Annotated in this window: 19 protein-coding genes; 8 read left to right on the plus strand and 11 right to left on the minus strand. The window is 62.0% G+C overall.

What is annotated here, in order from left to right; genetic code table 11:
* Nucleotides 1–163 precede the first annotated feature (163 nt).
* The 4 genes from OC537_RS08080 to OC537_RS08095 all read right to left on the minus strand — a co-directional run bounded on the left by OC537_RS08080 (nucleotide 164) and on the right by OC537_RS08095 (nucleotide 6,345).
* The gene (locus tag OC537_RS08080; RefSeq protein WP_162520224.1) at nucleotides 164–2,044 is read right to left on the minus strand and encodes a DEAD/DEAH box helicase; all 1,881 of its coding nucleotides are present in this window, start codon (nucleotides 2,042–2,044) and stop codon (nucleotides 164–166) included.
* A 180-nt stretch (nucleotides 2,045–2,224) separates the two neighbouring features.
* Complete coding sequence (locus OC537_RS08085) at nucleotides 2,225–2,686, minus strand: hotdog fold thioesterase (RefSeq protein ID WP_139746270.1); 462 nt, start codon at nucleotides 2,684–2,686, stop codon at nucleotides 2,225–2,227.
* A 108-nt stretch (nucleotides 2,687–2,794) separates the two neighbouring features.
* Nucleotides 2,795–3,283 carry a hypothetical protein gene (locus OC537_RS08090; protein WP_262110714.1) on the minus strand — a complete coding sequence of 163 codons (489 nt, stop codon included), beginning with the start codon at nucleotides 3,281–3,283 and terminating at the stop codon, nucleotides 2,795–2,797.
* Nucleotides 3,283–6,345 (minus strand): FAD-binding and (Fe-S)-binding domain-containing protein, encoded by a 3,063-nt coding sequence (locus OC537_RS08095; RefSeq protein WP_262110715.1) that lies wholly within the window; start codon nucleotides 6,343–6,345, stop codon nucleotides 3,283–3,285. The genes OC537_RS08090 and OC537_RS08095 overlap by 1 nt, the downstream gene beginning before the upstream one ends.
* A 182-nt stretch (nucleotides 6,346–6,527) precedes the next feature.
* Between OC537_RS08095 and OC537_RS08100 the strand changes: the two genes are divergently transcribed.
* The 4 genes from OC537_RS08100 (at nucleotide 6,528) to OC537_RS08115 (ending at nucleotide 11,827) form a co-directional block, all read left to right on the plus strand.
* Complete coding sequence (locus OC537_RS08100; RefSeq protein WP_262110716.1) at nucleotides 6,528–7,454, plus strand: cation diffusion facilitator family transporter; 927 nt, start codon at nucleotides 6,528–6,530, stop codon at nucleotides 7,452–7,454.
* 381 nt (nucleotides 7,455–7,835) lie between these two features.
* The gene (locus tag OC537_RS08105; protein ID WP_139746274.1) at nucleotides 7,836–8,351 is read left to right on the plus strand and encodes a hypothetical protein; all 516 of its coding nucleotides are present in this window, start codon (nucleotides 7,836–7,838) and stop codon (nucleotides 8,349–8,351) included.
* A 647-nt stretch (nucleotides 8,352–8,998) separates the two neighbouring features.
* Nucleotides 8,999–10,549 (plus strand): TerC family protein, encoded by a 1,551-nt coding sequence (locus OC537_RS08110; RefSeq protein ID WP_262110717.1) that lies wholly within the window; start codon nucleotides 8,999–9,001, stop codon nucleotides 10,547–10,549.
* A 156-nt stretch (nucleotides 10,550–10,705) separates the two neighbouring features.
* Nucleotides 10,706–11,827: an alkene reductase gene (locus tag OC537_RS08115; protein WP_262110718.1), complete on the plus strand. Its 1,122-nt coding sequence runs from the start codon at nucleotides 10,706–10,708 to the stop codon at nucleotides 11,825–11,827.
* Nucleotides 11,828–11,897: 70 nt separating this feature from the next.
* Here the strand turns inward: OC537_RS08115 and OC537_RS08120 are convergent, their stop codons facing one another.
* Nucleotides 11,898–12,917, minus strand: coding sequence for an adenosine deaminase (locus OC537_RS08120; protein WP_262110719.1), 1,020 nt, complete (start codon nucleotides 12,915–12,917; stop codon nucleotides 11,898–11,900).
* 200 nt (nucleotides 12,918–13,117) lie between these two features.
* On the opposite strand from OC537_RS08120, the gene OC537_RS08125 reads away from it, so the two are divergent.
* From OC537_RS08125 to asnB, 3 genes are all read left to right on the plus strand, one after another.
* Entirely contained in the window at nucleotides 13,118–13,867 is a 750-nt protein-coding gene (locus tag OC537_RS08125; protein WP_106886529.1) for an HAD-IIA family hydrolase, read from the plus strand.
* A 118-nt stretch (nucleotides 13,868–13,985) separates the two neighbouring features.
* Nucleotides 13,986–14,354: a cupin domain-containing protein gene (locus OC537_RS08130; protein ID WP_171276342.1), complete on the plus strand. Its 369-nt coding sequence runs from the start codon at nucleotides 13,986–13,988 to the stop codon at nucleotides 14,352–14,354.
* A 192-nt stretch (nucleotides 14,355–14,546) separates the two neighbouring features.
* Entirely contained in the window at nucleotides 14,547–16,211 is a 1,665-nt protein-coding gene (gene asnB / locus OC537_RS08135; RefSeq protein WP_262110720.1) for an asparagine synthase B, read from the plus strand.
* Between the two features lie 498 nt (nucleotides 16,212–16,709).
* Here asnB and maiA read toward each other — a convergent pair whose 3' ends face one another.
* From maiA to OC537_RS08170, 6 genes are all read right to left on the minus strand, one after another.
* Nucleotides 16,710–17,348, minus strand: coding sequence for a maleylacetoacetate isomerase (gene maiA, locus OC537_RS08145; RefSeq protein ID WP_111911478.1), 639 nt, complete (start codon nucleotides 17,346–17,348; stop codon nucleotides 16,710–16,712).
* 72 nt (nucleotides 17,349–17,420) lie between these two features.
* Nucleotides 17,421–18,419: a fumarylacetoacetate hydrolase family protein gene (locus tag OC537_RS08150; RefSeq protein ID WP_262110721.1), complete on the minus strand. Its 999-nt coding sequence runs from the start codon at nucleotides 18,417–18,419 to the stop codon at nucleotides 17,421–17,423.
* A gap of 10 nt (nucleotides 18,420–18,429) precedes the next feature.
* Nucleotides 18,430–19,581 (minus strand): homogentisate 1,2-dioxygenase, encoded by a 1,152-nt coding sequence (locus tag OC537_RS08155; RefSeq protein WP_262110722.1) that lies wholly within the window; start codon nucleotides 19,579–19,581, stop codon nucleotides 18,430–18,432.
* A gap of 50 nt (nucleotides 19,582–19,631) precedes the next feature.
* Complete coding sequence (gene hppD, locus OC537_RS08160) at nucleotides 19,632–20,765, minus strand: 4-hydroxyphenylpyruvate dioxygenase (protein ID WP_410050464.1); 1,134 nt, start codon at nucleotides 20,763–20,765, stop codon at nucleotides 19,632–19,634.
* A 236-nt stretch (nucleotides 20,766–21,001) separates the two neighbouring features.
* A complete protein-coding gene (locus tag OC537_RS08165; RefSeq protein ID WP_262110724.1) occupies nucleotides 21,002–21,652 on the minus strand; it encodes a haloacid dehalogenase-like hydrolase in 651 nt (216 codons plus the stop codon).
* Nucleotides 21,649–22,293, minus strand: coding sequence for a TIGR01621 family pseudouridine synthase (locus tag OC537_RS08170; RefSeq protein ID WP_262110725.1), 645 nt, complete (start codon nucleotides 22,291–22,293; stop codon nucleotides 21,649–21,651). The genes OC537_RS08165 and OC537_RS08170 overlap by 4 nt, the downstream gene beginning before the upstream one ends.
* Before the next feature lie 87 nt (nucleotides 22,294–22,380).
* Between OC537_RS08170 and OC537_RS08175 the strand changes: the two genes are divergently transcribed.
* Nucleotides 22,381–23,973, plus strand: a complete 1,593-nt coding sequence (locus tag OC537_RS08175) for a GGDEF domain-containing protein (RefSeq protein ID WP_106886519.1) — start codon at nucleotides 22,381–22,383, stop codon at nucleotides 23,971–23,973.
* Nucleotides 23,974–24,000 lie beyond the last annotated feature (27 nt).

Raw genomic sequence — 24,000 nt, forward strand, 5'->3', positions numbered from 1 at the left:
CGCCGGCATCCAGTGGCACAAGGTAACATCCCGCCCCCTCGACCGCACTCCACGGGTTGGCAGCTTGCCATCCTCCTCGGTGTCTTGAGCGATTGGCCTGTCCGAACGAGGCGCACAAAAAAAGGCCGCTCATGGAGCGGCCTTTCATCAATCAGGTCTGGACTTAGCTGTCGCGGCGCTTGTTGCCACCGAACTTGCGATCCTTGTTGAAGCCACCTTCACGGCGCTCCCCGCTCTTGTTGAACGGACGGTCACCGCTGGGACGGCGATCCTTGTTGAAGGGACGATCGCTGCGGGGCGGACGGGGGGCGGTGTTGCTGCCGGCCGGCACCTCGGTGTAGCGAGTGATCTGCAGCGGACGCTGGCAGACACGGGCCTTCTTGATCACTTCCAGCACATCGGCAGTCATGCCCTTGGGCAGATCGACGGTGGAGAAGTCATCGGCGATGTCGATGTTGCCGATGAAACGGCTCTCGATGTTCGCTTCGTTGGCGATGGCGCCCACGATCTGGCCCGGCTTGACGCCGTGATGGGCACCCACGTCTACGCGGTAACGCTCCATCTCCACGTCAGGATTGTCTTTGAGCGGGCGCGGCTCCAGGGACGGCATGCGACGGGCAGGACGATCGCCACGGTCACCGAAATCACGGGGAGCACGATCACCGAAGTCACGGCGCTCGAACTCACGGCCAGCACGGTCGCTTGCCGGTTCAGTGATGGAGTCATCCAACAGCAGCGGTTGGTCACCCTGTACCAGCTTGGCCAGTGCGGCAGCCAGCTCCAGCGGATCGGCAGAATCTTCTTCGATCAGCTCGTTCACCAGGTTCACGTAGATCTCAAGCTCTTCGCCCATCATGGTTTCCCGGATGCGCTCCTTGAACTTGGTCATGCGGTGCTGGTTGATGTCCTCGGTGCTCGGCATCTTCATCGGCTCGATGGCCTGACGAGTAGCGTGCTCGATGGCGCGCAGCATGCGGCGCTCGCGGGGAGCCACGAACAGGATGGCCTCACCTTTACGACCGGCACGACCGGTACGGCCGATACGGTGAACGTAGGATTCGGTGTCGTAAGGAATGTCGTAGTTCACCACGTGAGTGATGCGCTCGACGTCCAGACCACGGGCGACAACGTCGGTGGCGATCAGGATGTCCAGCTGGCCTTGACGCAGCTTGTCGACGGTACGCTCACGCAGCTTCTGCGGGATGTCACCGTGCAGGGCTTCACAGGCGTGGCCACGGGCGGCCAGCTTGCCGGCCAGCTCTTCGGCGGCATTCTTGGTGCGCACGAAGACCAGTACGGCTTCGTACGGCTCGACTTCCAGCAGACGGGTCATGGCGTCCAGCTTGTGCAGACCGGTTACCTGCCAGTAGCGCTGGCGGATGGTCGGTGCAGTGGACGTCTTGGTGATGATCTTGATCTCTTTGGGCTGCTTCAGGTGCTTCTGGGCAACACGACGGATCTGGTCCGGCATGGTGGCAGAGAACAGGGCAACCTGACGGGTGGCCGGGCACTGTTCCATGATCCAGTCCACGTCGTCGATGAAGCCCATACGCAGCATTTCATCGGCTTCGTCCAGTACCAGGGCTTTCAGGCCGGAGAGGTCCAGGTTCTTGCGACGGATCAGATCCATCACACGACCCGGGGTACCGACGACTACCTGGGCACCACGGCGCAGGGCGCGGGTCTGGGTTTCGTAAGAGGAACCACCGTAGATGGGCAGGACATGGAAGTCAGGCATGTGCTTGGCGTAACGTTGGCACGCCTCGGCAACTTGCAGCGCCAGCTCACGGGTCGGTGCCAGCACCAAAATCTGAGTGTTACGGTTACCAGCTTCCAGACGAGACAACAGAGGCAAGGCAAAAGCAGCGGTCTTCCCTGTACCGGTTTGCGCCTGCCCCAGCAGATCGTGTCCCGCCATCAGGTGGGGAATTGCTGCGGCCTGGATCGGTGACGGGCGCTCATAGCCCACGTCTTGCAGCGCTTTCAATACAGGCGCGGCCAGTCCAAGCTCACTAAAAAGGGGCAGTTGTTCGGTATCAGACATAGATTCTTCCAGATTAAGGCAGGCGGCTAACACCGCGGAATAGCAAAAAGGCGGCGATTATAGCGCCACTTTGTTCTGCTGTCTTGAAAAATGTGATAAGCCTCTCAAGACGTTGGCAATTATAGAGGGATCTCGCGACTATGGCTTGCTTATTTTGCACCCATGGTGCGTTATTGCAGATCACTCCTCGCCGGAGTCCTTGTCCCGCTTGTGTTTGAGCACCGCCATGGTCAGTCTGCTGGTGCACAATAAACGCCCACGTTCATCCCGGATTTCAATCTGCCACACCTGGGTCGTGGCCCCCAGATGCAGTGGCGAGCAACGCCCTGTCACCACCCCTTCACGTTTGGCGCGCAGGTGGTTGGCGTTCACCTCCAGTCCCACGCAGTAGCTCTCCTCCCCCACCGCCATGTTGGCGGCCAGCGACCCCAGCGTCTCCGCCAGCACCACGGAGGCGCCGCCGTGCAGCATGCCGAGGGGTTGATGGGTGCGGTGATCCACCGGCATGCTGGCCTCGAGCCAGTCGGGCCCAAAGGCGGTATAGAGGATACCAAGGTGGGCCATCAGGGTGTTACGGGAGCTGGCATTGAGCCCTTCCAGACTCATGGGCTTACGCCAGATGGGGGCGTTTTCTTGACTCATGGCGAGCAGACTCCTTATGTGATCAATGGGTTGGACACGAGCAGTGTCGGCAAAAAAGACGAAGAAAAAAGATGCCCCGAACCGGGGCATCTTGACAAGTACCTTGCATCACCAGGGGTAGGTCACCCCGGCCCAGTCGGCCCAGGGCAGCTCACGCCCCGGCAGGCGCGGGTGATGCCAGTGCCACACCTTGCCCAGCCAGGCGCGCAGCTCGGCCTCCAGCACGGCGTCAGCGAGGGGAGCCTCGGCCACCTTCCAGAAGAAGAGCTCTACCTCCACCTCAGGCAGCACCGAGGGGTAGAGATAGACACCGCCCCAAAACTCGGGCTCCCGCTCCGGGCTCCAGAGGCCATAGGCAAAGGATCGCTTGGCGAGAAACTCCGAGCGCTGCCACTCCAGATCGGCCTCGTGCTGACTCAGGCTGAACTGGGCCGAGGGCCAGACATCATCCGGGCGAAACAGCCGATGGAGCTGCTCCCGCTCGCGCAGCATGGCGACGAACTCCACCACCGCCTGGCTCGGACTGGCAGGCAGCAGCAGAAAGTCCGGGTGCCGATAGGCTTGCGGCACCCGAAACCGCTTGGGGAAGCGCAGCATCAGAGCAGTTCCAGCAGCGCCTGCAGCGGATGCTTGAGCTTCTCCCCCTCCATCCGCTTGACCTGGCTGCGGCACGAGTAACCTGTGGCCAGACAGCGATCCTTCGGCAAGCGTGCCAGGGGCTCGGCCCAGCTGAGACCATAGATCCCCTTGGAGTTCTCCACCTGTTTGGCGTCGTGACCATAGGTGCCGGCCATGCCGCAGCAGCCCACAGACACAGGCCGCAAGCTGGCCCCAAAACGCTGGAACAAGGTGCCCCAGTCGCCGTGGGTCGAGGGCTTGGCGGTCTTCTCGGTGCAGTGGGCAAACAGATACCAGGGCTCGGCCTGCTCCGGCTCTTTCGCTGCGGCCCTGACTTGCGGAGCCGGAAGAGAGAGCAGCCACTCCTGGGGCAGCAACACCTGGAAGTCGCCGCGGGCGGGGCCCAGGGCTTTCACATACTCATCGCGATAACAGAGCACCAGGGAGGGATCCACCCCCACCATGGGGATGCCCAGCGCCGCCATCTTGTTGAGGAACTGGGCGCCGCTCGCGGCGGTGCGGGCGAAGGCGCGCAGGAAGCCCTTCACGTGCTGGGGCTTGCCGTTGGGCTTGAAGGGCAGCAGGTAGGGCTGATAGCCCAGCTTGCTGGCGAGCTTCACCAGATCCCGCACCACGGGGGCATCGTAATAGCTGGTAAAGGGATCCTGCACGATCAGCACCACTTTTTGGCGCTGCTCTGGGCTCATGGCCTCGAGGCCCGGAAGATCGAAATAGCGGGCCTTGTGATCACGCAGCTCCTCGGCCAGGGTGGGAATGCTCAGAAGCGGCACATCCACCATGCCGATGCTCTTCTCGGTCGCCTTCTGGGCCCACTCTTTCTCCAGGAAGAAGTTGACCAGCTTGGGCGCCTTGGCGAGCAACGGGGCGTAAGCTTCGACGGTGCCGACGAAATAATCCTTGGGGCCGCGCAGATAGCGGCTGTGGTAGAGCTGCATGAAACGGGCGCGGAAGGTGGGCACGTCCACCTTGATGGGGCACTGGCTGGTGCATGCCTTGCAGGCCAGGCACCCCTCCATCGCCTCCATCACCTCGTGGGAGAAGTCATACTGGCCGCGGGCGCGGGCCACCGTATTGCGAAACTTGTCGACGATAGCCTTGAAGCGCAAGCCTCCAGATTGCAGGGCCACCTCTTGCGCGAGCGGGTCGAAGCCCTGCTCCGCCAGCTGGCGCAGCCATTCACGCATCAGCCCGGCCCGCCCCTTGGGGGAGTGGCGGCGGTCGCGGCTTATCTTGACCGAGGGGCACATGGGGGAGTCGGTCTCGAAGGTGAAGCAGAGACCGTTGCCGTTGCAATCCATGGCGCGGGTGTAGCTCTCCCGCACCGCGATCGGGATCTGGCGGTCAAACTTGCCGCGCTTGGGCCCGTCCACCGACACAAGCTCGGCGCCGCTGCCATAGGGAATGCAGATCTTGCCCGGGTTGATGCGGTTGGCGGGATCGAAGGCCCCCTTGACCCGCTGCAGCTCTTCCCACAGCTCGCCGAAGAAGGCGGGGCTGTATTCGGAGCGGAAACCCTTGCCGTGTTCCCCCCACATCAGGCCACCATATTTGGCGGTGAGCGCCACCACCTGATCGGAGATGCGCCGCAGCAGCACCTCCTGCTCGGGGTCGCACAAGTCCAGCGCCGGGCGCACGTGCAGCACCCCCGCATCGACGTGACCAAACATGCCGTAGTCGAGACCGTGGCCGTCCAGCAGGGCGCGAAACTCCATGATGAAATCCGCCAGGGATTCCGGGGGAACGGCGGTGTCTTCGGTGAAGGCCACCGGCTTCTTGCGCCCCTCGGCATTGCCGAGCAGCCCCACCGACTTCTTGCGCATGCCGTAGATGGTCTCGATGCTCGGCAGGTGGCTGCACACCTGGTAGCCGATGATCCCCGCCTCGCCACGCGCCAACAGATCGTCGATACGACGGCACAGCTCGGCCACCTTGGCCTTGTGCTCGGCTTCATCGGTGTCCGCAAACTCGACTATGTTGAGCCCCTGCAAGTCCTTGCCGGGCACCTCCTGAATGAACTCTTTGACCGAATGCCAGATGATGTCGGCGCGAGCCAGCCCCAGCACCCGTGAGTCCACCGTCTCCACCGACAGGGCATGGGCCTCCACCATAAAGGGGGCATTCCTGAGGGCCGAGGGGAAGCTGTCGTACTTGACGTTGACCAGGGTGCGGTAGCGCGGAATGGGGGTGATGTTGAGGCGAGCCTCTGTGATGAAGCCCAGCGACCCTTCAGAGCCGCACAGCACCCGGCTTACATCCAGGGTGTCGGTGTCGGGCTGATAAAGATGCTTGAGATCGTAACCGGTCAAAAAGCGGTTGAGCTTGGGGAAGGTCGCCTCTATGTCGGCGCGCCGCTCGCGGCCGATGCGATAGAGGGTGCGGTAGATCTCCCCCTCGCGGCTCTCGAGGGCCAGCTTGTCTGCCAGGCGCTGGCCGTTCACCGGCTCGGTCGCCATGATGTCGCCGTTTTCCAGCACGGCTTTGAGGCCGAGCACGTGATCCGAGGTCTTGCCGTAGACGAGCGACCCCTGCCCCGAGGCATCTGTGTTGACCATGCCGCCCAGGGTGGCGCGGTTGGAGGTGGAGAGATCCGGCGAGAAGAAGTAGCCGTGAGGTTTGAGGTAGGCGTTGAGCTGATCCTTCACCACCCCGGCCTGGGCGCGCACCCAGCCCTGCTCCAGATTAATTTCCAGGATCTGGTTCATATGGCGCGAGAGATCGACGATAATGCCGCCGCCCAGGGACTGGCCATTGGTGCCGGTGCCGCCGCCGCGAGGGAAGAAACTCAAGGTGGCGTACTCTGGCCCCTGAGCCAGCTTGAGCATCACCGCAATATCATCCGCGCTGCGCGGATAGAGAACCGCCTGAGGTACTACCTGATAGACGCTGTTATCCGTCGCCATCGCCAACCGGCTTGCATAAGACTTTTCGATATCACCACGAAATGCTGATCGCGCCAGCAACTCAAGAAACTGCAGGGTTGTAGGTGACAAACTGTCCTGGTAATCGAGTCTCGGGATCATGAATCCTTGTTCCCATCCTTTGCTTGATGCCGGCATTCCGGCGACAACGACTGGCCTTCCGCCTCTTCGGGGCGCTCTTGTTTTAGAGCCATGGGGCCAGTCCGCTCACATGTGAGCGGGCAGTATATCAGCTAGAAAACCGCTTGCGCGTTCAATCTTCACCATTTGAAAGGAGGACTTTTATGGCTCATTACAGCCATGTTATCAGTACGCTGGTTCGCACCGAGAAACAGGCCCTGACCCTGTCACTGTTCGGCTGCATCAGCTTCGCCATCTTCGGGATCGGCTATGGTCTCTTCGTCGGCTCCAACGCCATCATGCTCGATGGCATCTTCACCCTGTTCAGCATGGGCATGACGGGCCTCGGACTCATCACCGCCTATCTGGTGACCCGCCCATCAGACGCGCGCTTCCAGTATGGCTACGCCCACTTCGAGCCCATCACCAACGTCATCAACGGCACCATCATACTGCTGCTCTGCATCGGCGCCTTCCATAGCGGCATCACCTCCCTGCTCGAAGGGGGACGAGAGATAGATCTCGGCCACGCCCTTATCTACGCCGCCGTCTGCACCTTCTTCTGCGCCATCATCTACCGGATCGAGGCGGGCGTCGCCGAACGTATCGACTCCGAACTGGTGCGGGTCGACTCCAAGGAGTGGCTGGTCGACACCCTGCTCAGCGCCACCCTGCTCATCGGCTTCGTGGTCGCCATCGGCCTCGATGCCCTCGGCTACGGCCACTACAACCGCTACATAGACCCCGTGCTGGTCACCCTGCTCGCCCTGTGCGCCACCCTGATCCCCATCAAGGTGCTCGGCCGCAACCTGCGGGAAGTGTTGAAAATCGCCCCCAAGGGGGATGTCTCGGCGCGGGTCGAGCGCGAGATAGACGCCCTGCGCAAGCGCCATGGCATAGAGTGCTACAGCCATCTGGCGAAAAGCGGCCGCCGCTTCGATCTGGAATTGAACATACTGGTGGCCCCGGATCAGGAGTGGCCCATAGAGCGCCAGGATGCCCTGCGCCAGGAGCTCTGGTCCCGCCTCGGCGATACCCTGGGGGATGCCTGGCTCTCGGTCTGCTTCACCCGCGAGAAACGCTGGCTCTGATCCGGCGCTTGCCATCCTGATGCAACGCGGGGCCCCGTCGCCCCGCGTGATAAATGTCCCAAACAGGGCCTCCGGCAACCCGCCAGCTACTTTCTCCTACGTCACTCTCGCCGCCCCTCTCCTGCCCGTTATTGCTCTGTTTTTTTTAATCTTTAAACCATTGACAGGGAAAACCGTTTGTCGAGTCCCTTGAATCAATAACCATTTTCAGCAGCACAAAAAGTTACGAAAATTTCGTTGCTAAAATTAAGTAGGCCAGCTATTTGTTTTCGCCAAGGACAAACGGCAGACTGCGCGCCGAAATACAGTGATGTTGTTATCCACCAAACAATAAAAACAAATACACTTATTCCACTTTGTTAAACAGTTAAGGTAAGTCCCATGAAAAAGGTGTTGATCACAGTATTTGCATTGACCATGGCGGGCACCGCCAGTGCTGCCCTTCCCCAGCTTAATTACGAGTGCCCGGGTAAGATCCAGATGCACAGCGATGAGGGTGGCCCCGTCTATATCAATGGCAAGGAGGCCAAGCTCAAGAAGTTCAACGACAACTTCTATGAGGCCAAGGGCGCGGGTGTCACCCTCTCCATCAGCAACACCGGGGGCCAGTACGATGTCTCCTACAACAGCAAACAAGGCTCGGGCGTCTGCCAGCCCGCAGCCACGTCCGCAGCGCCTGCGGCCTCGGCAAGCCCTGCCAGCCCTGCGGAGAAAGCCTGTCTGAAGGCAGTCTCCGAGAAGACGAACGTGCCCCAGGCTCAGCTTCAGGTGACTGACGTGATGGACTCCGAAGCCGGGGTCGGCGTCACCATCAAGGTGCCGGGTGCCGATGCTCCCTGGTCCTGTCTCAGTGACAAGAAGGGTCATGTTCAGGGCGCCGCCTACACGGGCCAATGAGGGGTTTCGCACCCTTCAATATGAGATCCCCGTGACATGACGGGATTGACCGACAGGGAGGCAATGCCTCCCTGTCTTCATGTAAAACTCTTTATATTGATACGCCAACGCCCCTGTCTTCGTGTTCACATCTTTATATTTAGGCGCCAGCCGCCCTTCAAATAACCGCCCCTTCCATCGCCCCCATAAACACCCGCTGCCTGTTCGCACCTCCTTATATAACCAAATGAGCTGACATTTATTAAAACAAGCACCAAATGACAGGTACCTGAAATAGGTTGTTACACTTTGGCGAGGTGCAGATATATACAGAGCCTGCGTCTTATGCCTGTCCTCATCCATATGGCGAGAGACCTTCCATGGGCCGACCCAGCAGCGCAGGCGCCTCCTTAGACCCGATGGCCCGCCACCACTTGTGCGCCCGGCGCTTGCCAAATCGGCGATAGCCGTTATCATCAGGGCTCACTTTTGACCCGAGGTTTTATTGCCCATCATGGACAACCCCCGAAGTAGCCCTTCGTTTTTCCCCATCAAAACCTATCTGTACCTGCTCAACCAGCGCCTCTGAAGACACCCGAGCCTTGCCCTGCCACGGCCCCTTGCCGTGACCGACATCCACTGCGTCTGTTTTTATTGAGGTCATCCTAATGGAATTCTTGCTGGACCCGTCTATCTGGGTCGGTCTGTTCACCCTGATCATCCTCGAGATAGTGCTCGGGATAGACAACCTGGTCTTCATCGCCATCCTGGTGAAGAAGCTGCCCCCCGCCCAGCGGGACAAGGCCCGACTCATCGGCCTCTCACTGGCCCTGATCATGCGCCTCGCCCTGCTGAGCGTGATGTCCTGGCTCGTGACTCTCACGACCCCCATACTGCACATCTGGGATCACCCCTTCTCGGGTCGGGATCTCATCCTGATGGGCGGCGGCCTCTTCCTGCTGTTCAAGGCCACCTCAGAGCTGCATGAGCGGCTGGAGGCCAAGCCGGAGGAGCAGGGCCCGGCCGGTGTCTATGCCGGATTCGGGGTAGTGATCGCCCAGATCCTGGTGCTGGATGCCGTCTTCTCCCTGGACTCCATCATCACAGCGGTCGGCATGGTGGAACACCTGGGCGTCATGATGGCGGCCGTGACCATCGCCATGGTGGTGATGGTGATCGCCTCCAAGCCCCTGACCCGCTTCGTCAACGCCCATCCCACAGTGGTGGTGCTCTGCCTGAGCTTCCTGCTGATGATAGGCTTCAGCCTGGTGGCGGAGGGCTTCGGCTTCCACATTCCCAAGGGCTATCTCTATGCGGCCATCGGCTTCTCCGTGCTCATCGAGTTCTTCAACCAGCTCGCCCAGCGCAGTGCCCAGCGCCACGAATCCAGGCAGCCCCTGCGCGAGCGCACCACGGCCGCCATCTTCAAACTGATGGGGGGCAGCCGGGCCAACCAGCACCCGCAGCAGGATGAGGAAGAGGAGCAGGATGCCCCCCGCCCCATCAGCTTCGGGGAAGAGGAGCGCTACATGGTGACCGGGGTACTGTCGCTCGCCGAACGCTCCATCCGCACCATAATGACACCCCGTGCCGAGATGGAGTGGATCGACGTCAATGACTCCCCGGACGAGATCCGGGCTCTGCTGCAGCGGGCCCCCCACAGCCTGTTCCCGGTCTGCGACGGTGAGCTGGACGAGATCATCGGCGTGATGAAGGCGCGGGATCTGCTGTTTGCCCTCAACGAGGGGCAGTCCCTGGCCGAGCTCGCCAGGCAGAACGACCCCATCATAGTGCCCCAGACCATCAACGTGATCCGGCTGCTGGCGGAGCTGCGCAAGGCCAGGGGCAGCCTCATTCTGGTGGCGGACGAGTTCGGCATCATCCAGGGGCTGGTCACCAACCACGATCTGCTGGAGGCCATAGTCGGCGAGTTGCCGGATGAGGATGAGACCCCGGACATAGTCCAGGAGGGGGAGAGCTGGCTCATCAACGGCAGCACCAACATCCACCAGATAGAGCAGACCCTGGGCCATGACGGCCTGGTGAGCGAGAGCGATGAGTACGTGACCCTCGCGGGCATGCTGCTCTCCCACTTCGGCAGCCTGCCCACCTGTGGCCAGCAACTGCGTCTGGGTCAGCTCTGCTTCGAGGTGCTGGCGGTGAGCGAGCGCCGGATAGAGCGGGTGCGGGTCACCCCGATAGGCGCCAGCGCCGCCTGATCTGCCGCGACACTGAAAAGAGGGCCAGAAGGCCCTCTTTTTCATGGCCTCGGGCCCATTGCTGTGCCAATGGCAATTCTCTTCTGCAATTACCCCTCTTTTTCACAATGACAATCCCCTCTAGAGTCGCCTCCATCCCAACACGAGGAATTCACCATGAACCACGATCCCCTGTTCTGCCCCCTTCGCCTCGGCCAGTTGCACCTCTCCAATCGCATCGTCATGCCGCCCATGACCCGCTCCCGCGCCAGCCAGCCCGGTGACGTGGCCAATGCCATGATGGCCACCTATTACGCCCAGCGCGCGGGCGCCGGCCTCATCATAGGCGAGGGCACCCAGATAGACCCCCTTGGCAAGGGCTATGCCTGGACCCCGGGCATCCACAGCGCCGAGCAGGTGGCTGGCTGGAAGGGGGTGACCGAGGCGGTGCACGCCAAGGGGGGCATCATGTTTGCCCAGCTCTGGCACGTGGGCCGGGTCACCCATCCGGACAACATAGGCGGTGCCCAGCCCATCTCCTCGTCGGCCATCAAGGCGCAAGGGGTGAAGGTGTTTGTCGACAACGGCAGTGACGCCCCTGGTTTTGTGGAGACAGTCACTCCCCGTGCCATGACCCAGGCCGACATAGACGCCGTGGTGGGTCAGTTCCGCCAGGCCGCCCGCAATGCCATGGAGGCCGGCTTTGACGGCATAGAGCTGCACGCCGCCAACGGCTACCTCATCAACCAGTTCCTCGACTCCGAATCCAACGCCCGCACCGACAACTACGGCGGCTCCCTGGAGAACCGGCTGCGCTTCTTGAAAGAGGTGACAGAGGCTGTCAGTGACGAGATTGGACCTGACCGGGTCGGGGTGCGTCTCGCGCCGCTGACCACCCTCAACGGCACAGTGGATGCGAACCCGCAGGAGACCTATCTGGCTGCCGCGAAGCTGCTGGGGGAAATAGGCATCGTCTATCTGCATATCGCCGAGGCGGACTGGGACGATGCTCCTCTGATGGCGGAAGGCTTCAAGCAGGGGCTGCGGGATGCCTTCCCCAACACCCTCATCTATGCGGGAAAATATGATGGTGAGCGGGCCAGAGCCGCGCTGCAGGCGGGCTGGGCCGACTTGATTGGCTTCGGTCGCCCCTTCGTGGCGAACCCGGATCTGCCGAACCGGCTGCGTCACGGCTATCCCTTTGCCCCCCATGATCCCGCCACCCTGTTTGGCGGTGGCGAGCAGGGGCTCATCGACTACCCCGTCTATCAGGCCGAGACAGCGTCCCAGCCAGCCTGAGACTGGCAACCGGCATAGCCCTGCGCGCCCGCCCTCATCGGCGGGCGCGCTCTATTTGCACCTCCGGTGGCTAGTAGAGGGCCACCCCGTGGCAGGCGCCATAGCCCCTGATCTCCTGGGTCAGCCTCACCTTGTCGGCAAGACTCAACCAGCTCGCCTCCACCCCATTGAGGGAGAGGCGGCAGAGCTGCTCCCGCGTGGCGCCGAGTCCGTCGGCCAGGGCCCTGAAATTGGCCCCCAGATAGCCGCCGAAATAGGCGGGATCGTCCGAGTTGATGGTGACGCAGAGCCCCTGCTCCAGCAAGGTCAGCACATTGTGTTCCGCCATGGTGCCGAACACCTTGAGCCGCACGTTGGAGAGGGGGCAGACGGTGAGCGGCAGCCGGGTGTCGGCCAGGTAGCGCACCAGCTCGGGATCCTCGGCGCAGCGCACCCCGTGATCGATGCGGCGCACCGCCAGCTCCCGAATCGCCTGCCAGATATAGTCGGCCGGCCCCTCCTCCCCCGCGTGGGCTACCACAGGCAGCCCCATCTCCCTCGCCCGGGCAAAGACCCGGGCAAACTTGGCGGGGGGATTGCCAAGCTCCCCCGAATCGAGGCCGACCCCGTGCAGCCGCGCCAGATAAGGCTCGGCCTCGCGCAGGGTGGCGAAGGCATCCTCTTCGCTCAGGTGGCGCAAAAAGCTCATGATGAGCCGCCAGCTGATGCCAAGCTGCCGCTCCCCCTGCTGCAATGCCCGCTCGATGCCGCCGAGCACAGTGGCAAAGGGCACGCCCCGGGCACTGTGGGTCTGGGGGTCGAAGAAGATCTCCACGTGCACCACCTTGTCGGCGGCACAGCGTTCAAGGTAGGCCCAGGTGAGGTCGAAGAAGTCCTGCTCGGTGACCAGTACGCTGGCCCCCAGGTAATAGAGTTCGAGAAAGGATTGCAGGCAGTCGAACTCATAGGCAGCCCGCAGGCTCTCCACGTCGGGCCAGGGCAGGGTCACCCCGTTGCGTCTGCCCAGGGCAAACATCAGCTCGGGCTCGAGGGTGCCCTCGATATGCAGGTGCAGCTCCAGCTTGGGCAAGCCGGCAATAAAGTTCTCCATGATGACGGCTCCATCGTCAGCGCCTGATGGATCAGGCAGTCCAGGCACCAGCGGCGCCCTCCCTCTGCCGTCATTGTGCACCCATCTGGCGCGTCGGGGGAGACTTGTCATCAAAGCGCCTTATAATGGCGGCACAAAAAAGCCATAAGTGATTGAAGACATTCGAGGTTGGCAACCACCTCCCCCTACAAGGAGTTTCCATGAAGAAAAGCGTCATCTGTGACATCGACGGCGTCATACTGCACAACAACGATCTGGTGCCCGGCGCCGACCGTTTCGTTCACCGCCTGATCGAGCAGGGCAGCAAGCTCTTGTTCCTCACCAACTACCCGGCCCAGACCCAGAAAGATCTGCAAAACCGCTTCCGCTCCGCCGGGATCGAGGTACCCGAGGAGTGCTTCTATACCTCCGCCATGGGCACCGCCGATTTTCTCAAGCGCCAGGATGGCAAGAAGGCCTACGTGATAGGCGAAGGGGCCCTGACCCACGAGCTCTACAAGGCCGGCTTCACCATCACCGACATAGACCCCGACTTCGTGGTGGTAGGGGAGACTCGCAACTACAACTGGACCATGATGCAGCTGGGGGCCAAGTTCGTGGATCAGGGGGCCCGCTTCATCGCCACCAACCCAGACACCCACGGCCCCATGATGCACCCGGCCTGCGGCGCGCTCTGTGCTCCCATAGAACGGATGACCGGCAAGAAGCCGTTTTACGTGGGCAAGCCGAGCGCCTGGATCATTCGCGCGGCGCTGAACCGGATGGAGGCCCACTCCGACGACACCATCATCATCGGCGACAACCTGCGCACCGACATACTGGCGGGCTTCCAGGCCGGCCTCGAGACGGTGCTGGTGCTCTCCGGGGTGAGCAAGGTGGCGGACATAGACCGCATGCCGTTCAGACCGAATCACATCTTCGACTCCGTGGTCGACATCGATATCGTCTGATCCCCCTGATCGGCTCCCCCCCTTGGCAAGGTGACACACATCGTTTAACGTAAGCGCAACATTGTTAAACAAACTAAACGGGAGCAGGACGCTCCCCTCGCCACCCCAAGGACGCACCATGAAGAGCCTGAACGACTGGATCCTGCTGGACCAGCACCCCGTCTCCCCCACCCCGCTGATGCCCGCCCCCGAGCGGATCCGGGCCGGCAAACCGAGCCAGACCCTCTGGAACCACTACTCGGACCCCAGCCAGCAGTTTCATGTGGGCTTCTGGGCCTGCGAGCCGGGGCGCTGGGCCGTGCACTACACAGAGCACGAATACTGCCAGTTGCTGGAGGGCGAGGCGCGGATCCACGACGGCCAGGGGGGCCAGTTGCACCTCAAGCCAGGGGATCAGTTCGTCATACCAGCGGGCTTCGTCGGCGAGTGGGAGACCCTGGTGGCCTGCCGCAAGCTCTATGTGATCTTCGAACCCGCCGCGACCTGACGCGCACGTCAAGCACCCGCCCTTTATTGACACCATTCTCACCCGCCGACTTGACGTTGGCGGCATGATTTTCTGCGGTTTTCCCGCTTGCAAAAGGGTTTTCCGCTAGGCATTGTGATTGGCGAGGAATGTAAATGGAATTTCGAGCCCAAACGTGGGGGGCTCATATAAAAATCAAGAGGATTACCGCCAATGTGTTCTATTTTCGGCATTCTGGACATCAAGACCGACTCCGCTGCCTTGCGCAAATCGGCCCTGGAGATGTCCAAGCGACTGCGTCACCGCGGGCCTGACTGGTCCGGCGTCTACAGCTCCGACAAGGCCATCCTGGTGCACGAGCGCCTGGCCATCGTCGATCCGGGCAATGGCGCCCAGCCGCTCTACAACCCCGAGCGCACTCACGTATTGGCCGTCAACGGCGAGATCTACAACCACAAGGAACTCGAGAAGAACCTCAAGGTCGACTTCAAGTTCCAGACCCACTCCGACTGCGAGGTGCTGCTCGCCCTCTACAAGGAGAAGGGCCCCGCCTTCCTGGACGATCTCAACGGCATCTTCGCCTTCATCCTCTATGACGCCGAGCAGGATGCCTACCTGATTGGCCGCGACCACATGGGGATCATCCCCCTCTATACCGGCCGCGACGAGCACGGCAACTTCTACGTCGCCTCCGAGATGAAAGCCCTGGTGCCGGTGTGCAAGAGCGTCGAGACCTTCCCGCCCGGACATTACCTCTGGAGCAAGGATGGCGAACTCAAGCAGTGGTACAAACGGGACTGGATGGAGTACGGTGCGGTCGAGCACAACGTCAGCGACAAGGCCGAGCTGAAAGCCGCGCTGGAAGCTGCGGTCAAACGCCAGCTGATGTGTGACGTGCCCTACGGCGTGCTGCTCTCCGGCGGGCTGGATTCGTCCGTCATCTCCGCCATCACCAAGATCTATGCCGCCCGCCGGGTGGAAGACGATGGCAAGAGCGAGGCATGGTGGCCGCAGCTGCACTCCTTTGCCGTCGGCCTGGAAGGCTCGCCGGATCTCGCCGCCGCCCGCAAGGTGGCAGACCATCTGGGCACCATTCACCACCAGATCCACTTCACCGTGCAGGAAGGCTTAGATGCCCTGCGGGATGTCATCTATCACCTCGAGACCTATGACGTCACCACCATACGCGCCTCCACGCCGATGTACCTGATGGCCCGCTACATCAAGGCGATGGGCATCAAGATGGTGCTCTCGGGAGAAGGCTCGGACGAGCTGTTCGGCGGCTACCTCTACTTCCACAAGGCCCCCAACGCCCGGGAGTTCCACGAGGAGAACGTGCGCAAGTTGGCCTCCCTGCACCTGTATGACTGCCTGCGGGCCAACAAGTCCATGGCCGCCTGGGGCGTGGAGGGTCGCGTGCCCTTCCTCGACAAGGAGTTCATGGATGTGGCGATGCGCCTGCAGCCCGCCGACAAGATGTGCGGCAACGGCAAGATCGAGAAGCACATACTGCGGGAAGCCTTCGAGGAGCTGCTGCCCCACGAGGTGGCATGGCGTCAGAAGGAGCAGTTCTCCGACGGCGTGGGCTACTCCTGGATTGACAGCCTCAAAGCCATGGTCGAGACCGAGGTGACGGATCAGATGTTCGAGGCGGCCGCATTCCGCTTCCCCATCAACACCCCGCTCACCAAGGAGGCCTACTACTACCGCGCCATCTTCGACGAGCACTTCCCGCTGGAGTCCGCCGCCCGCACAGTGCCCTACGGCAAGTCGGTCGCCTGCTCCACTCCGACCGCACTCGAGTGGGATGCCAAGTTCAAAGAGATGGCCGATCCGTCCGGTCGCGCCGTGATGGATGTGCACCAGCAGAGTTACTGATAATCCCAGCGGACAGTTTCACTGCGAGATAACCAAGCCCCTTTCGAGGGGCTTTGTTTTATGGTTCCCCTCCGCTTCCGCTCCGGCTTTTCGCATATCACCCGCCACTCTTGCCACTTGGCGACAGAGTTCGTTCGTGGCGGCTTGGAAGCTACAAAAACGCCCCAGGAAAGAGGCTATGAGAGGACAGCTATTGCAGAGGCGAGTGGTACAGCGGGTGTCAGGAGATAAACCGCTTCCTGGATCGGGAGCCCGAGTATATTGGGGCGCCCCACTTCTACGTGCAGGGTGCCAGGGGCTGGCTGCTGGAGCCCTTCAATACAGGATTGCTTGAGCAGGGAAAGCGCTACGACGAGGCGACATTCGGCAGCTTTATCGACCATTGTCAGCGCCAGGGGATTCGCATCTGACAAGCGCCGGCCAAGATGAGAAGGCCCCGCACTGTCGGCTGACGGTGCGGGGCCTTTGTTGTTTAACACGGGTTGAGGGTATTGAACCTCAGGCTTGCGCATCCGGCTGATTGGCGGGGGCCGCCTTGATAAAGGCCTGCAACTGCTCGCAGTTGGCGACGATGCGCGCGATGGTGGGGTAGTCGTCCAACGTCATGTTGAAGCGGCGGGCGTTATAGACCTGGGGCACCAGCATGCAGTCCGCCAGAGTCACCTCGTTGCCCACGCAATAGACGCCGGCAGTGGTCATCAGCAACTGCTCCAGGGCGGTGAAGGTCTCGTCAATCCAGTGGCGATACCAGACATCGCGCGCCGTCTTGCTCTGTCCCAGCTCCTGCTCCAGGTAGTTCAGCACCCTCAGGTTGTTGAGGGGGTGAGTGTCGCAGGCGATCATGTTGACTATCTGGCGCACCCTGGCCCGCTCCTCGGGGGCGGAGGGCATCAGGGGGTAGGCCGGATAGGTCTCGTCGAGGTACTCCATGATGGCCACCGACTGACCCAGCTGCACATCCCCGTCGATGAGAAAAGGCACCAGCCCCTGGGGATTGACCCGGCGATAGGCCTTCTCTTTCTGCTCACCCTGTCTCAGATTGACCGGATGCTGCTCATAACCAAGTCCCTTGAGTTGCAGCACCAGACGTACGCGAAAGCTGGCCGATGAACGCCAATATCCAAACAACTGCAGCATATTATGTCCCTATGGTGGCAGGTGTGTGCCACCTGCCGTGTCGCCTGCCGACCTTGGCCGGCCCAGGCTTTCCTAGCTCGTCTGGCTGGCGCCCCCTTGCGTGACCCGTTGCAAAATGGTGCCAAACAGACTCATCCCGTTGCGATCCTGCATCGCGATGGACACTGTATCACCAAAGCGCAGAAAGGGTGTAGTGGCTTGACCTGACTCGATAATTTCCAGCATCCGCCGCTCGGCGAGGCAGGAGGATCCTCGGCTTCTGTCGTAGTTGGAGACGGTGCCCGAGCCTATGATGCAGCCAGCGCCAAGGGGTCTGGTCTTGGCCGCGTGGGCAATCAGCTCGAAGAAGTTGAAGGTCATGTCCAGCCCCGCATCCGGCTCTCCGAACAGGGCGCCGTTGAGCTGGGTCACCAGGGGCAGATGCACCTTGCCCTGCTGCCAGTCGCCGCCGAGCTCGTCCGGGGTGATGGCCACCGGCGAGAAGCTGCTGGAGGGTTTGGACTGGAAGAAGCCAAAGCCCTTGGCGAGCTCCCCGGGAATGAGGTTGCGCAGGCTCACATCGTTGACCAGCATCAGCAGCTTGACGTGCTCCTCTGCCCCCTGCGCGCTGGTGCCCATGGGCACGTCGTCGGTGATGACGGCCACTTCAGATTCAAAGTCGATGCCCCACTCCTCAGACCCCATGACGATGGGGCCGCGCGGCGCCAGGAAGCTGTCGGAGCCCCCCTGGTACATCAGGGGATCGTGCCAGAAGCTGTCCGGCATCTTGGCGCCGCGCGCCTTGCGCACCAGCTCCACGTGGTTGACGTAGGCGCTGCCGTCGGCCCACTGGTAGGCGCGGGGCAGCGGGGAGAGACAGGCCGTCTCATCGAAGGGGAAGGCATCGGGGCAGGCACCGTCGTTGAGGGCCTGATAGACGGCGGTCAGTCGGGGAGCGAGCTCGGCCCACTCGTCCAGCGCCCCTTGCAGGGTGGGGGCTATGTTGGCCACAGCCACAGCCCGAGTCAGGTCCCGGCTGACCACCACCAAGGCACCATCGCGCTTGCCATTGTTCAAGGTTGCCAATTTCATATCGAATTCCTTATTTGCCGGGGGTGCCGTCTGGTCGCTGCCAGCTGGAAACATAGTGGGGATTCTCTATCCCCTCGCAGATCTGGCCGATCCCGAGGGCATCCCGGGTGTCGAGCATCACAGCCACCTCGTCGGTGAAGGTCTTGGCGTGGGCCTGCCCCGCCGCAAAGGCCTTGGGATGGGGGCCGTGGGTGAAACCGGCGGGATGGAAGGTGACCATGCCCCGCTCTATGTTGTCCCGGCTGAAGAAGTCCCCGGCGTGGTAGAAGAGCACCTCGTCAAAATCGTCGTTGCTGTGGTAGAAGGGCACCCGCAGCGCCCCGGGATCGCTCTCTATGGGGCGCGGCACGAAGGTGCAGATGACGAAGCGGCTCGCCACGAAGGTGGAGTGGGCCGAGGGCGGCAGATGGTAGCGGTGGCTCATCAGGGGGCGGATGTCCCGCCAGTTGAGGCGTACCACGCAGAGATCCCCGTGCCAGCCCTGGGCATCCAGGGGGTTGAAGGGCCAGGTGATGACAGAGACCTTATCGTGGCGCTTGACCTGTAGTGACCAGGGATTTTCGTCCTGCTGGGCCAGGAAGCGCTCGTTGATGGCGGGCACCTCCAGCGCCGCCGGATCGAAGATGGCGTGCTGACCCACCAGCCCCTTGTCCGGCAGCTGATAGCTGTCCTCCGTCGCCTCTATCATCAGGATGAAGAGCGGCGCCGTCGGCTCGATGCGCCACATGGTGCCACGGGGGATCACCACATAGTCCCCCTCCCGCAGGCTGAGGTGACCATAGTCGCAGTAGAAGTCACCGCTTCCCTCGTGAATGAACAAAAGCTCGTCGCCGTCGGCGTTTCGCACCAGAAACGGCATCGACTCGGTCAGGCGCCAGATCCGGTAGCGGCAGTGGGGATTGCTGAGCAGATCCGGCATCACCCAGGGGGAGAGAGAGCTCACTTCCTCCTGCAGCCCGTTCAAGTCGAATGCCCGCGGCCGCAGCGGCCCCTCCCAGTGGCTCCAGTCGGTGGGGGCATGCTTGTGGTGCATGTGGGTGGCGGGGCCGAAGAAGCCGCTGCGCCCCAGCTCGCGCTCGTAGATGGCCTGCTCGGGCAGATCGGCGTGGGCCTGGCGAGAGTGAGTCCCCTCCCGGTGGGGAAAACTGATCCAGTTACGCATGGCTGTGTACCTCGTATGAAATAGATACCGACCGACGAGCTCGCATCCCGTTACGCATCGCTCGGCTCCCCCTTCTTCTCGCCCTGCTCGGCCCCGCTCAGCACCCCACGACGGATCTGATCCAGTTCAATGGATTCGAACAGTGCCTGGAAGTTGCCCTCGCCGAAGCCCTCGTTGCCCTTGCGCTGGATGATTTCGAAGAATACCGGGCCTATGACGGTGTCGGTGAAGATCTGCAGCAGAATGCCGTCCTTGGTGGGCGAGCCGTCGATCAGGATACGCAGCGCCTTGAGCGCCTCCAGATCCTCCTGATGCCCCTCCACCCGGCTGTTCACCTTCTCATAGTAGGTGTCCGGGGTCGGCATAAAACCGGTGCCGCGACCACGCAGGGTGCGGATGGTCTGGTAGATGTCGCTGGAGGCCAGGGCTATGTGCTGTATCCCCTCCCCCTTGTACTGGCGCAGGTACTCCTCTATCTGGGACTTGTCGTCGGAGGATTCATTGATGGGGATGCGGATCTTGCTGCAGGGGGCCGTCATGGCGCGGGAATGCAGCCCGGTCAGCTTGCCTTCGATGTCGAAGTAGCGAATTTCCCGGAAGTTGCCGATCCGCTCGTAGAAATTGGACCAGAGGTCCATGTTGCCGCGCTGGACGTTGTGGGTCAGGTGATCGATCTCATAGAGCCCCGCATCCACTTCGGCCATGCGCGTCTGCCAGTCGGGATAGAAGACGAAGTCCACGTCGTAGATGGAGCCCTGCTCGCCGTAGCGGTCCACAAAGGAGAGGGTGCTCTCGCCTATGCCGTAGATGGCGGGGATGTTGAGCTCCATGGGCCCTATCTTGCCGACGAAGGGCTTGGCCCCCTTGGCGATGGCGTACTGCTGGGCACGGCCCGCGTCGCTCACCCGAAATGCCATGCCGCAGACGCTGGGCCCGTGCAAGCTGGCGAACTGCTCCGCCTGGGAGTGGGGCTCGGCGTTGACCACGAAATTGATGTCCCCCTGGCGGTAGAGCCAGCACTGCTTGTGCTTGTGCCTGGCTACCTCGGCAAACCCGAGCGACACAAACAGCGCCTTGAGGGCGGCAATGCCCTTGAGATCCGGGGCCGTGTACTCGACGAATTCGAACCCGTCGGTGCCGAGGGGATTGATGCTGTGGGAAGGGGAAGAAGAGGTCGTCATGATGCGCTCCTTGCGATGGACTGATAACGAAACGAGTCACGCCGACAAGGCTCGACAGGCAGCCCAGACGGCATTGTTAATAACTTGTTTCATTAGAGGCAGGGGCGGGGCAGAAGAGAAGAGGCGGGTTTCAGATAGTTTGGCGAGGACCGCCGTCAGAAGATGTAAATAGATTGTGACATTGCAGCCTGAGCCTTGCGGACAGCCCCACGGCGCTCCGCCGGGCTGTCAGCTTTGCCTTACAGGTGCCAGTTTTTCACCTCGAGATGGGGCAGGTGGCCCCTGGCCTGTTGCAACCTGCGGGCGGTCGGGTTGATGAACCAGGCCTGCTGCCCCAGCGCCAGCAGCGGCAAGTCGTGCAGGCTGTCACTCAAGGCCAGCGTCACCCTGAGGGCGCGGATCTCGGGCTGGATCTTGTGCCGGCCGTGGCAATAAAAACGCGGCACCAGGCCACCGAGGCGATAGCCCATTCGCGAGCCTGTGATGCGATGGGGAAGCCGTGGCAGTTGTCGATGGAGCTGGGCCCGGACCAAAGCCCGGGGGCTGGCGGAGATGACCCAGCAGCGCGCCCTTTCGGCCATCAGCAGGGAGCGGGCCTCCCGAAACAGCCCGGGCCGGGTGTGGCAATAGGCCCGCACCAGCTGGCGCCAACCCAGCGGCGAGAGCCCCAGGGTGATGGCCCACCAGATAAGCGAAATTCCCTGACGCCGCAGGCGGGGCACCAGATACACCAGGCCACCCAGTGCGATCACCGGCAGCAGCAGGAGCGGCCAGCGGCGCTGGCGCAGGATGAAGCGCAGCAGGCCGGCGTGGCTGTCCCCCGGCGCCAGGGTGTCGTCAAAGTCGGCCAGGATCCAGCCCGCGCTGGGCGCCCCGCGGGAGCTTGTCATTCGCTCAATCCCGCGATTGCGGCGTGCAGCTCGGGCAGGAGGAACAGCTCCCCCTCATCCGGCGGGCAGACAAGATCGAAGGCCTCCCCCGCCAGGGTAAACTGCAGGCGCCAGGCGTGCAGATAGCCGCGATCGGCGGCCGTGCCACCGTAGCGCTCGTCCCCGAGGATGGGGGCGCCAATGCTTTTCAAGGCAACCCGGATCTGGTGGGTCTTGCCGGTCTTGGGCTTGATGCGATAGAGCCGCAGCCCCTCTCGCACCGAGACGGAGTCGAACCAGCTGATGGCCGGGTTCTCCTGGGTGCGGGCCAGCATCCAGCTGCCGCCACGCCCTTTCTCCATGTCCCCCTTGACCCAGCCCTGCTTCTTCTTCGGCTTGCGGTCCGAGAGGGCCAGATACTGCTTGCTCACCTCCCGGGCGGCAAAGGCCATGCTGAGAGCCCTGTTCGCCTCCGGGGTCCGCGCCAGCAGCACCAGCCCCGAGGTCATCTTGTCGAGGCGATGAACGGGGTAGAGTGTCAAGCCGGTCTCGGTGCGCAGCCGGTTGACGAGCCCGGGCTCACCGCCCTCGTCATGCATGCCAAGGCCTGGGCCCTTGTTGATCACCATGAAATCTTTGTGCTGCAATTGTATCCGGTACATCTATAACCCTTTAGAATATGGATTGTTAACAAGTTGAATGCGGGCCTGCTGGCCACCCCATGGATCCTCAGCACAAGAATCGCACGGATGAAGAGATACTTGTTTTGGCTGCTATTGCTTGGCGCCAGTTACGCTTCCCCTGTCCTGGCAAGTGACCGTCCCCATGAGCCTCCGGATCGGGTCGTCTTGCAGTTGCGCTGGCTGCATCAACCCCAGTTCGTGGGCTATCACATGGCCAAGGCGAAGGGGTTCTATGCCGATGCCGGACTGGATGTCGAGATAAGGCCGGGCGGCAAGGGGATAAGCCCGGTACAGGAAGTGCTGAGCGGGCGCGCCGACTTTGGCGTCGGCAACACAGAGGTGCTCACCAGCTACGTCAATGGCGAACCCCTATTGGCGCTCGCCTGCGTCTATCAGCACTCCCCCTCCATCTTCCTCGCCCGTCGCGACAGCGGCATTCTCACCGTTGCGGACATGCGTGGCAAACGGATCATGATGTTTCCCGGCCATCAGGATGCCGAGCTGCTCGCCACCCTCTACTATCAGGGGCTGCACGAACGCCAGCTCATCCCTGTGCCCACCTCGGTCAACATAGACGATCTGATCACCGGCAAGATCGACATCTTCAACGCCTATCTCAGCAACGAGCCCTTCTATCTGGAGGAGCACGGCGTCTCTGTCTCCGTCATCAACCCCCGCAACTACGGCATCGATTTTTACAGCGACATCCTGTTCACCACCCAGAACGAGGAGCGCACCAACCCGGAGCGGGTGGCAAAGTTTCGGGCCGCCAGCCTCAAGGGGTGGCGCTACGCCCTCGCCCACCCGACCGAGGCCATCGACCTGCTGCGCAAGGAGTATGCCGTCAACCGCAGTCAGGCCCACATGGAGTACGAGCTGCAGATGAGCAAGGAGATGATACAGCCGCTCTATGTGGAGATCGGGTATATGAATCCGGATCGCTTCGCCCACATCATGCAGCAGCTGGTCGAGATAGGCCTGGTCCCGAGGGCGGTGCCGCTGACCCGTTTTCTCTATCAGGCCCCCTCAGCGCAGTGGATCTTCTGGCGCCCCTGGTTCTTGCTGAGCCTGGGGGTCGGCGCCCTCATCCTGCTGCTCTCCCTCTATCTGCTGGTCAGCAACAAGCGGCTCAATCGGGAAGTGACACTGCGCAAGTTGCGCGAGCAGGAGATACTGCAGCTGGCCCGCATAGATCCTCTCACCGGCCTGCCCAATCGCCTTAGCCTGATGGAGCAGTTGCAGGAGCAAGTGCAGCTCGAGGATCCCGGCTGCCTGCTGTTTTGCGATCTCGATGACTTCAAGCGCATCAATGACAACTTCGGCCACAGCCAGGGAGATGCCATCCTCTGCCAGCTGGCCAACCGGCTCCATGACGCCATCGGTCACCAGTGCTATTTTGCCCGGCTGGCGGGGGATGAATTCATCCTGCTGCTGCCCGGTTACAGTTGCTCCCAGGCGCAGGATGTGACCGAGGTGATCCGGCACGCCATGCGGGCCCCCTTCGTGGTCAATGGCCAGGCCATGCAGGTCGGGATCAGCATAGGGGTCAGCCACTACCAGAGTGGCTGGAGCCCGGAACAATGGCTCATCCAGGCGGACAGGGCCATGTATTGCGACAAGAGCGGCGGCTTCATTGCGCTGGCGGAGCAGACGAGCTGACGGCGGCATAGGCCACGCCTCCACAGG

The organism is Aeromonas sp. Marseille-Q5825, from assembly GCF_946892685.1.
GTDB classification, from domain to species: Bacteria; Pseudomonadota; Gammaproteobacteria; order Enterobacterales; family Aeromonadaceae; genus Aeromonas; species Aeromonas rivipollensis.

Excerpts from the sequence above, each read along its gene's own strand:
- OC537_RS08150 (WP_262110721.1), bottom strand. The coding sequence starts at position 18,419 with ATGAAATTGGCAACCTTGAACAATGGCAAGCGCGATGGTGCCTTGGTG.
- OC537_RS08125 (WP_106886529.1), top strand. The coding sequence starts at position 13,118 with ATGAAGAAAAGCGTCATCTGTGACATCGACGGCGTCATACTGCACAAC.
- OC537_RS08115 (WP_262110718.1), top strand. The coding sequence starts at position 10,706 with ATGAACCACGATCCCCTGTTCTGCCCCCTTCGCCTCGGCCAGTTGCAC.
- OC537_RS08120 (WP_262110719.1), bottom strand. The coding sequence starts at position 12,917 with ATGGAGAACTTTATTGCCGGCTTGCCCAAGCTGGAGCTGCACCTGCAT.
- OC537_RS08100 (WP_262110716.1), top strand. The coding sequence starts at position 6,528 with ATGGCTCATTACAGCCATGTTATCAGTACGCTGGTTCGCACCGAGAAA.
- OC537_RS08155 (WP_262110722.1), bottom strand. The coding sequence starts at position 19,581 with ATGCGTAACTGGATCAGTTTTCCCCACCGGGAGGGGACTCACTCTCGC.
- asnB (WP_262110720.1), top strand. The coding sequence starts at position 14,547 with ATGTGTTCTATTTTCGGCATTCTGGACATCAAGACCGACTCCGCTGCC.
- OC537_RS08105 (WP_139746274.1), top strand. The coding sequence starts at position 7,836 with ATGAAAAAGGTGTTGATCACAGTATTTGCATTGACCATGGCGGGCACC.
- OC537_RS08175 (WP_106886519.1), top strand. The coding sequence starts at position 22,381 with ATGAAGAGATACTTGTTTTGGCTGCTATTGCTTGGCGCCAGTTACGCT.
- OC537_RS08165 (WP_262110724.1), bottom strand. The coding sequence starts at position 21,652 with ATGACAAGCTCCCGCGGGGCGCCCAGCGCGGGCTGGATCCTGGCCGAC.
- OC537_RS08085 (WP_139746270.1), bottom strand. The coding sequence starts at position 2,686 with ATGAGTCAAGAAAACGCCCCCATCTGGCGTAAGCCCATGAGTCTGGAA.
- OC537_RS08170 (WP_262110725.1), bottom strand. The coding sequence starts at position 22,293 with ATGTACCGGATACAATTGCAGCACAAAGATTTCATGGTGATCAACAAG.
- maiA (WP_111911478.1), bottom strand. The coding sequence starts at position 17,348 with ATGCTGCAGTTGTTTGGATATTGGCGTTCATCGGCCAGCTTTCGCGTA.
- OC537_RS08110 (WP_262110717.1), top strand. The coding sequence starts at position 8,999 with ATGGAATTCTTGCTGGACCCGTCTATCTGGGTCGGTCTGTTCACCCTG.
- OC537_RS08095 (WP_262110715.1), bottom strand. The coding sequence starts at position 6,345 with ATGATCCCGAGACTCGATTACCAGGACAGTTTGTCACCTACAACCCTG.
- OC537_RS08090 (WP_262110714.1), bottom strand. The coding sequence starts at position 3,283 with ATGCTGCGCTTCCCCAAGCGGTTTCGGGTGCCGCAAGCCTATCGGCAC.
- OC537_RS08130 (WP_171276342.1), top strand. The coding sequence starts at position 13,986 with ATGAAGAGCCTGAACGACTGGATCCTGCTGGACCAGCACCCCGTCTCC.
- OC537_RS08080 (WP_162520224.1), bottom strand. The coding sequence starts at position 2,044 with ATGTCTGATACCGAACAACTGCCCCTTTTTAGTGAGCTTGGACTGGCC.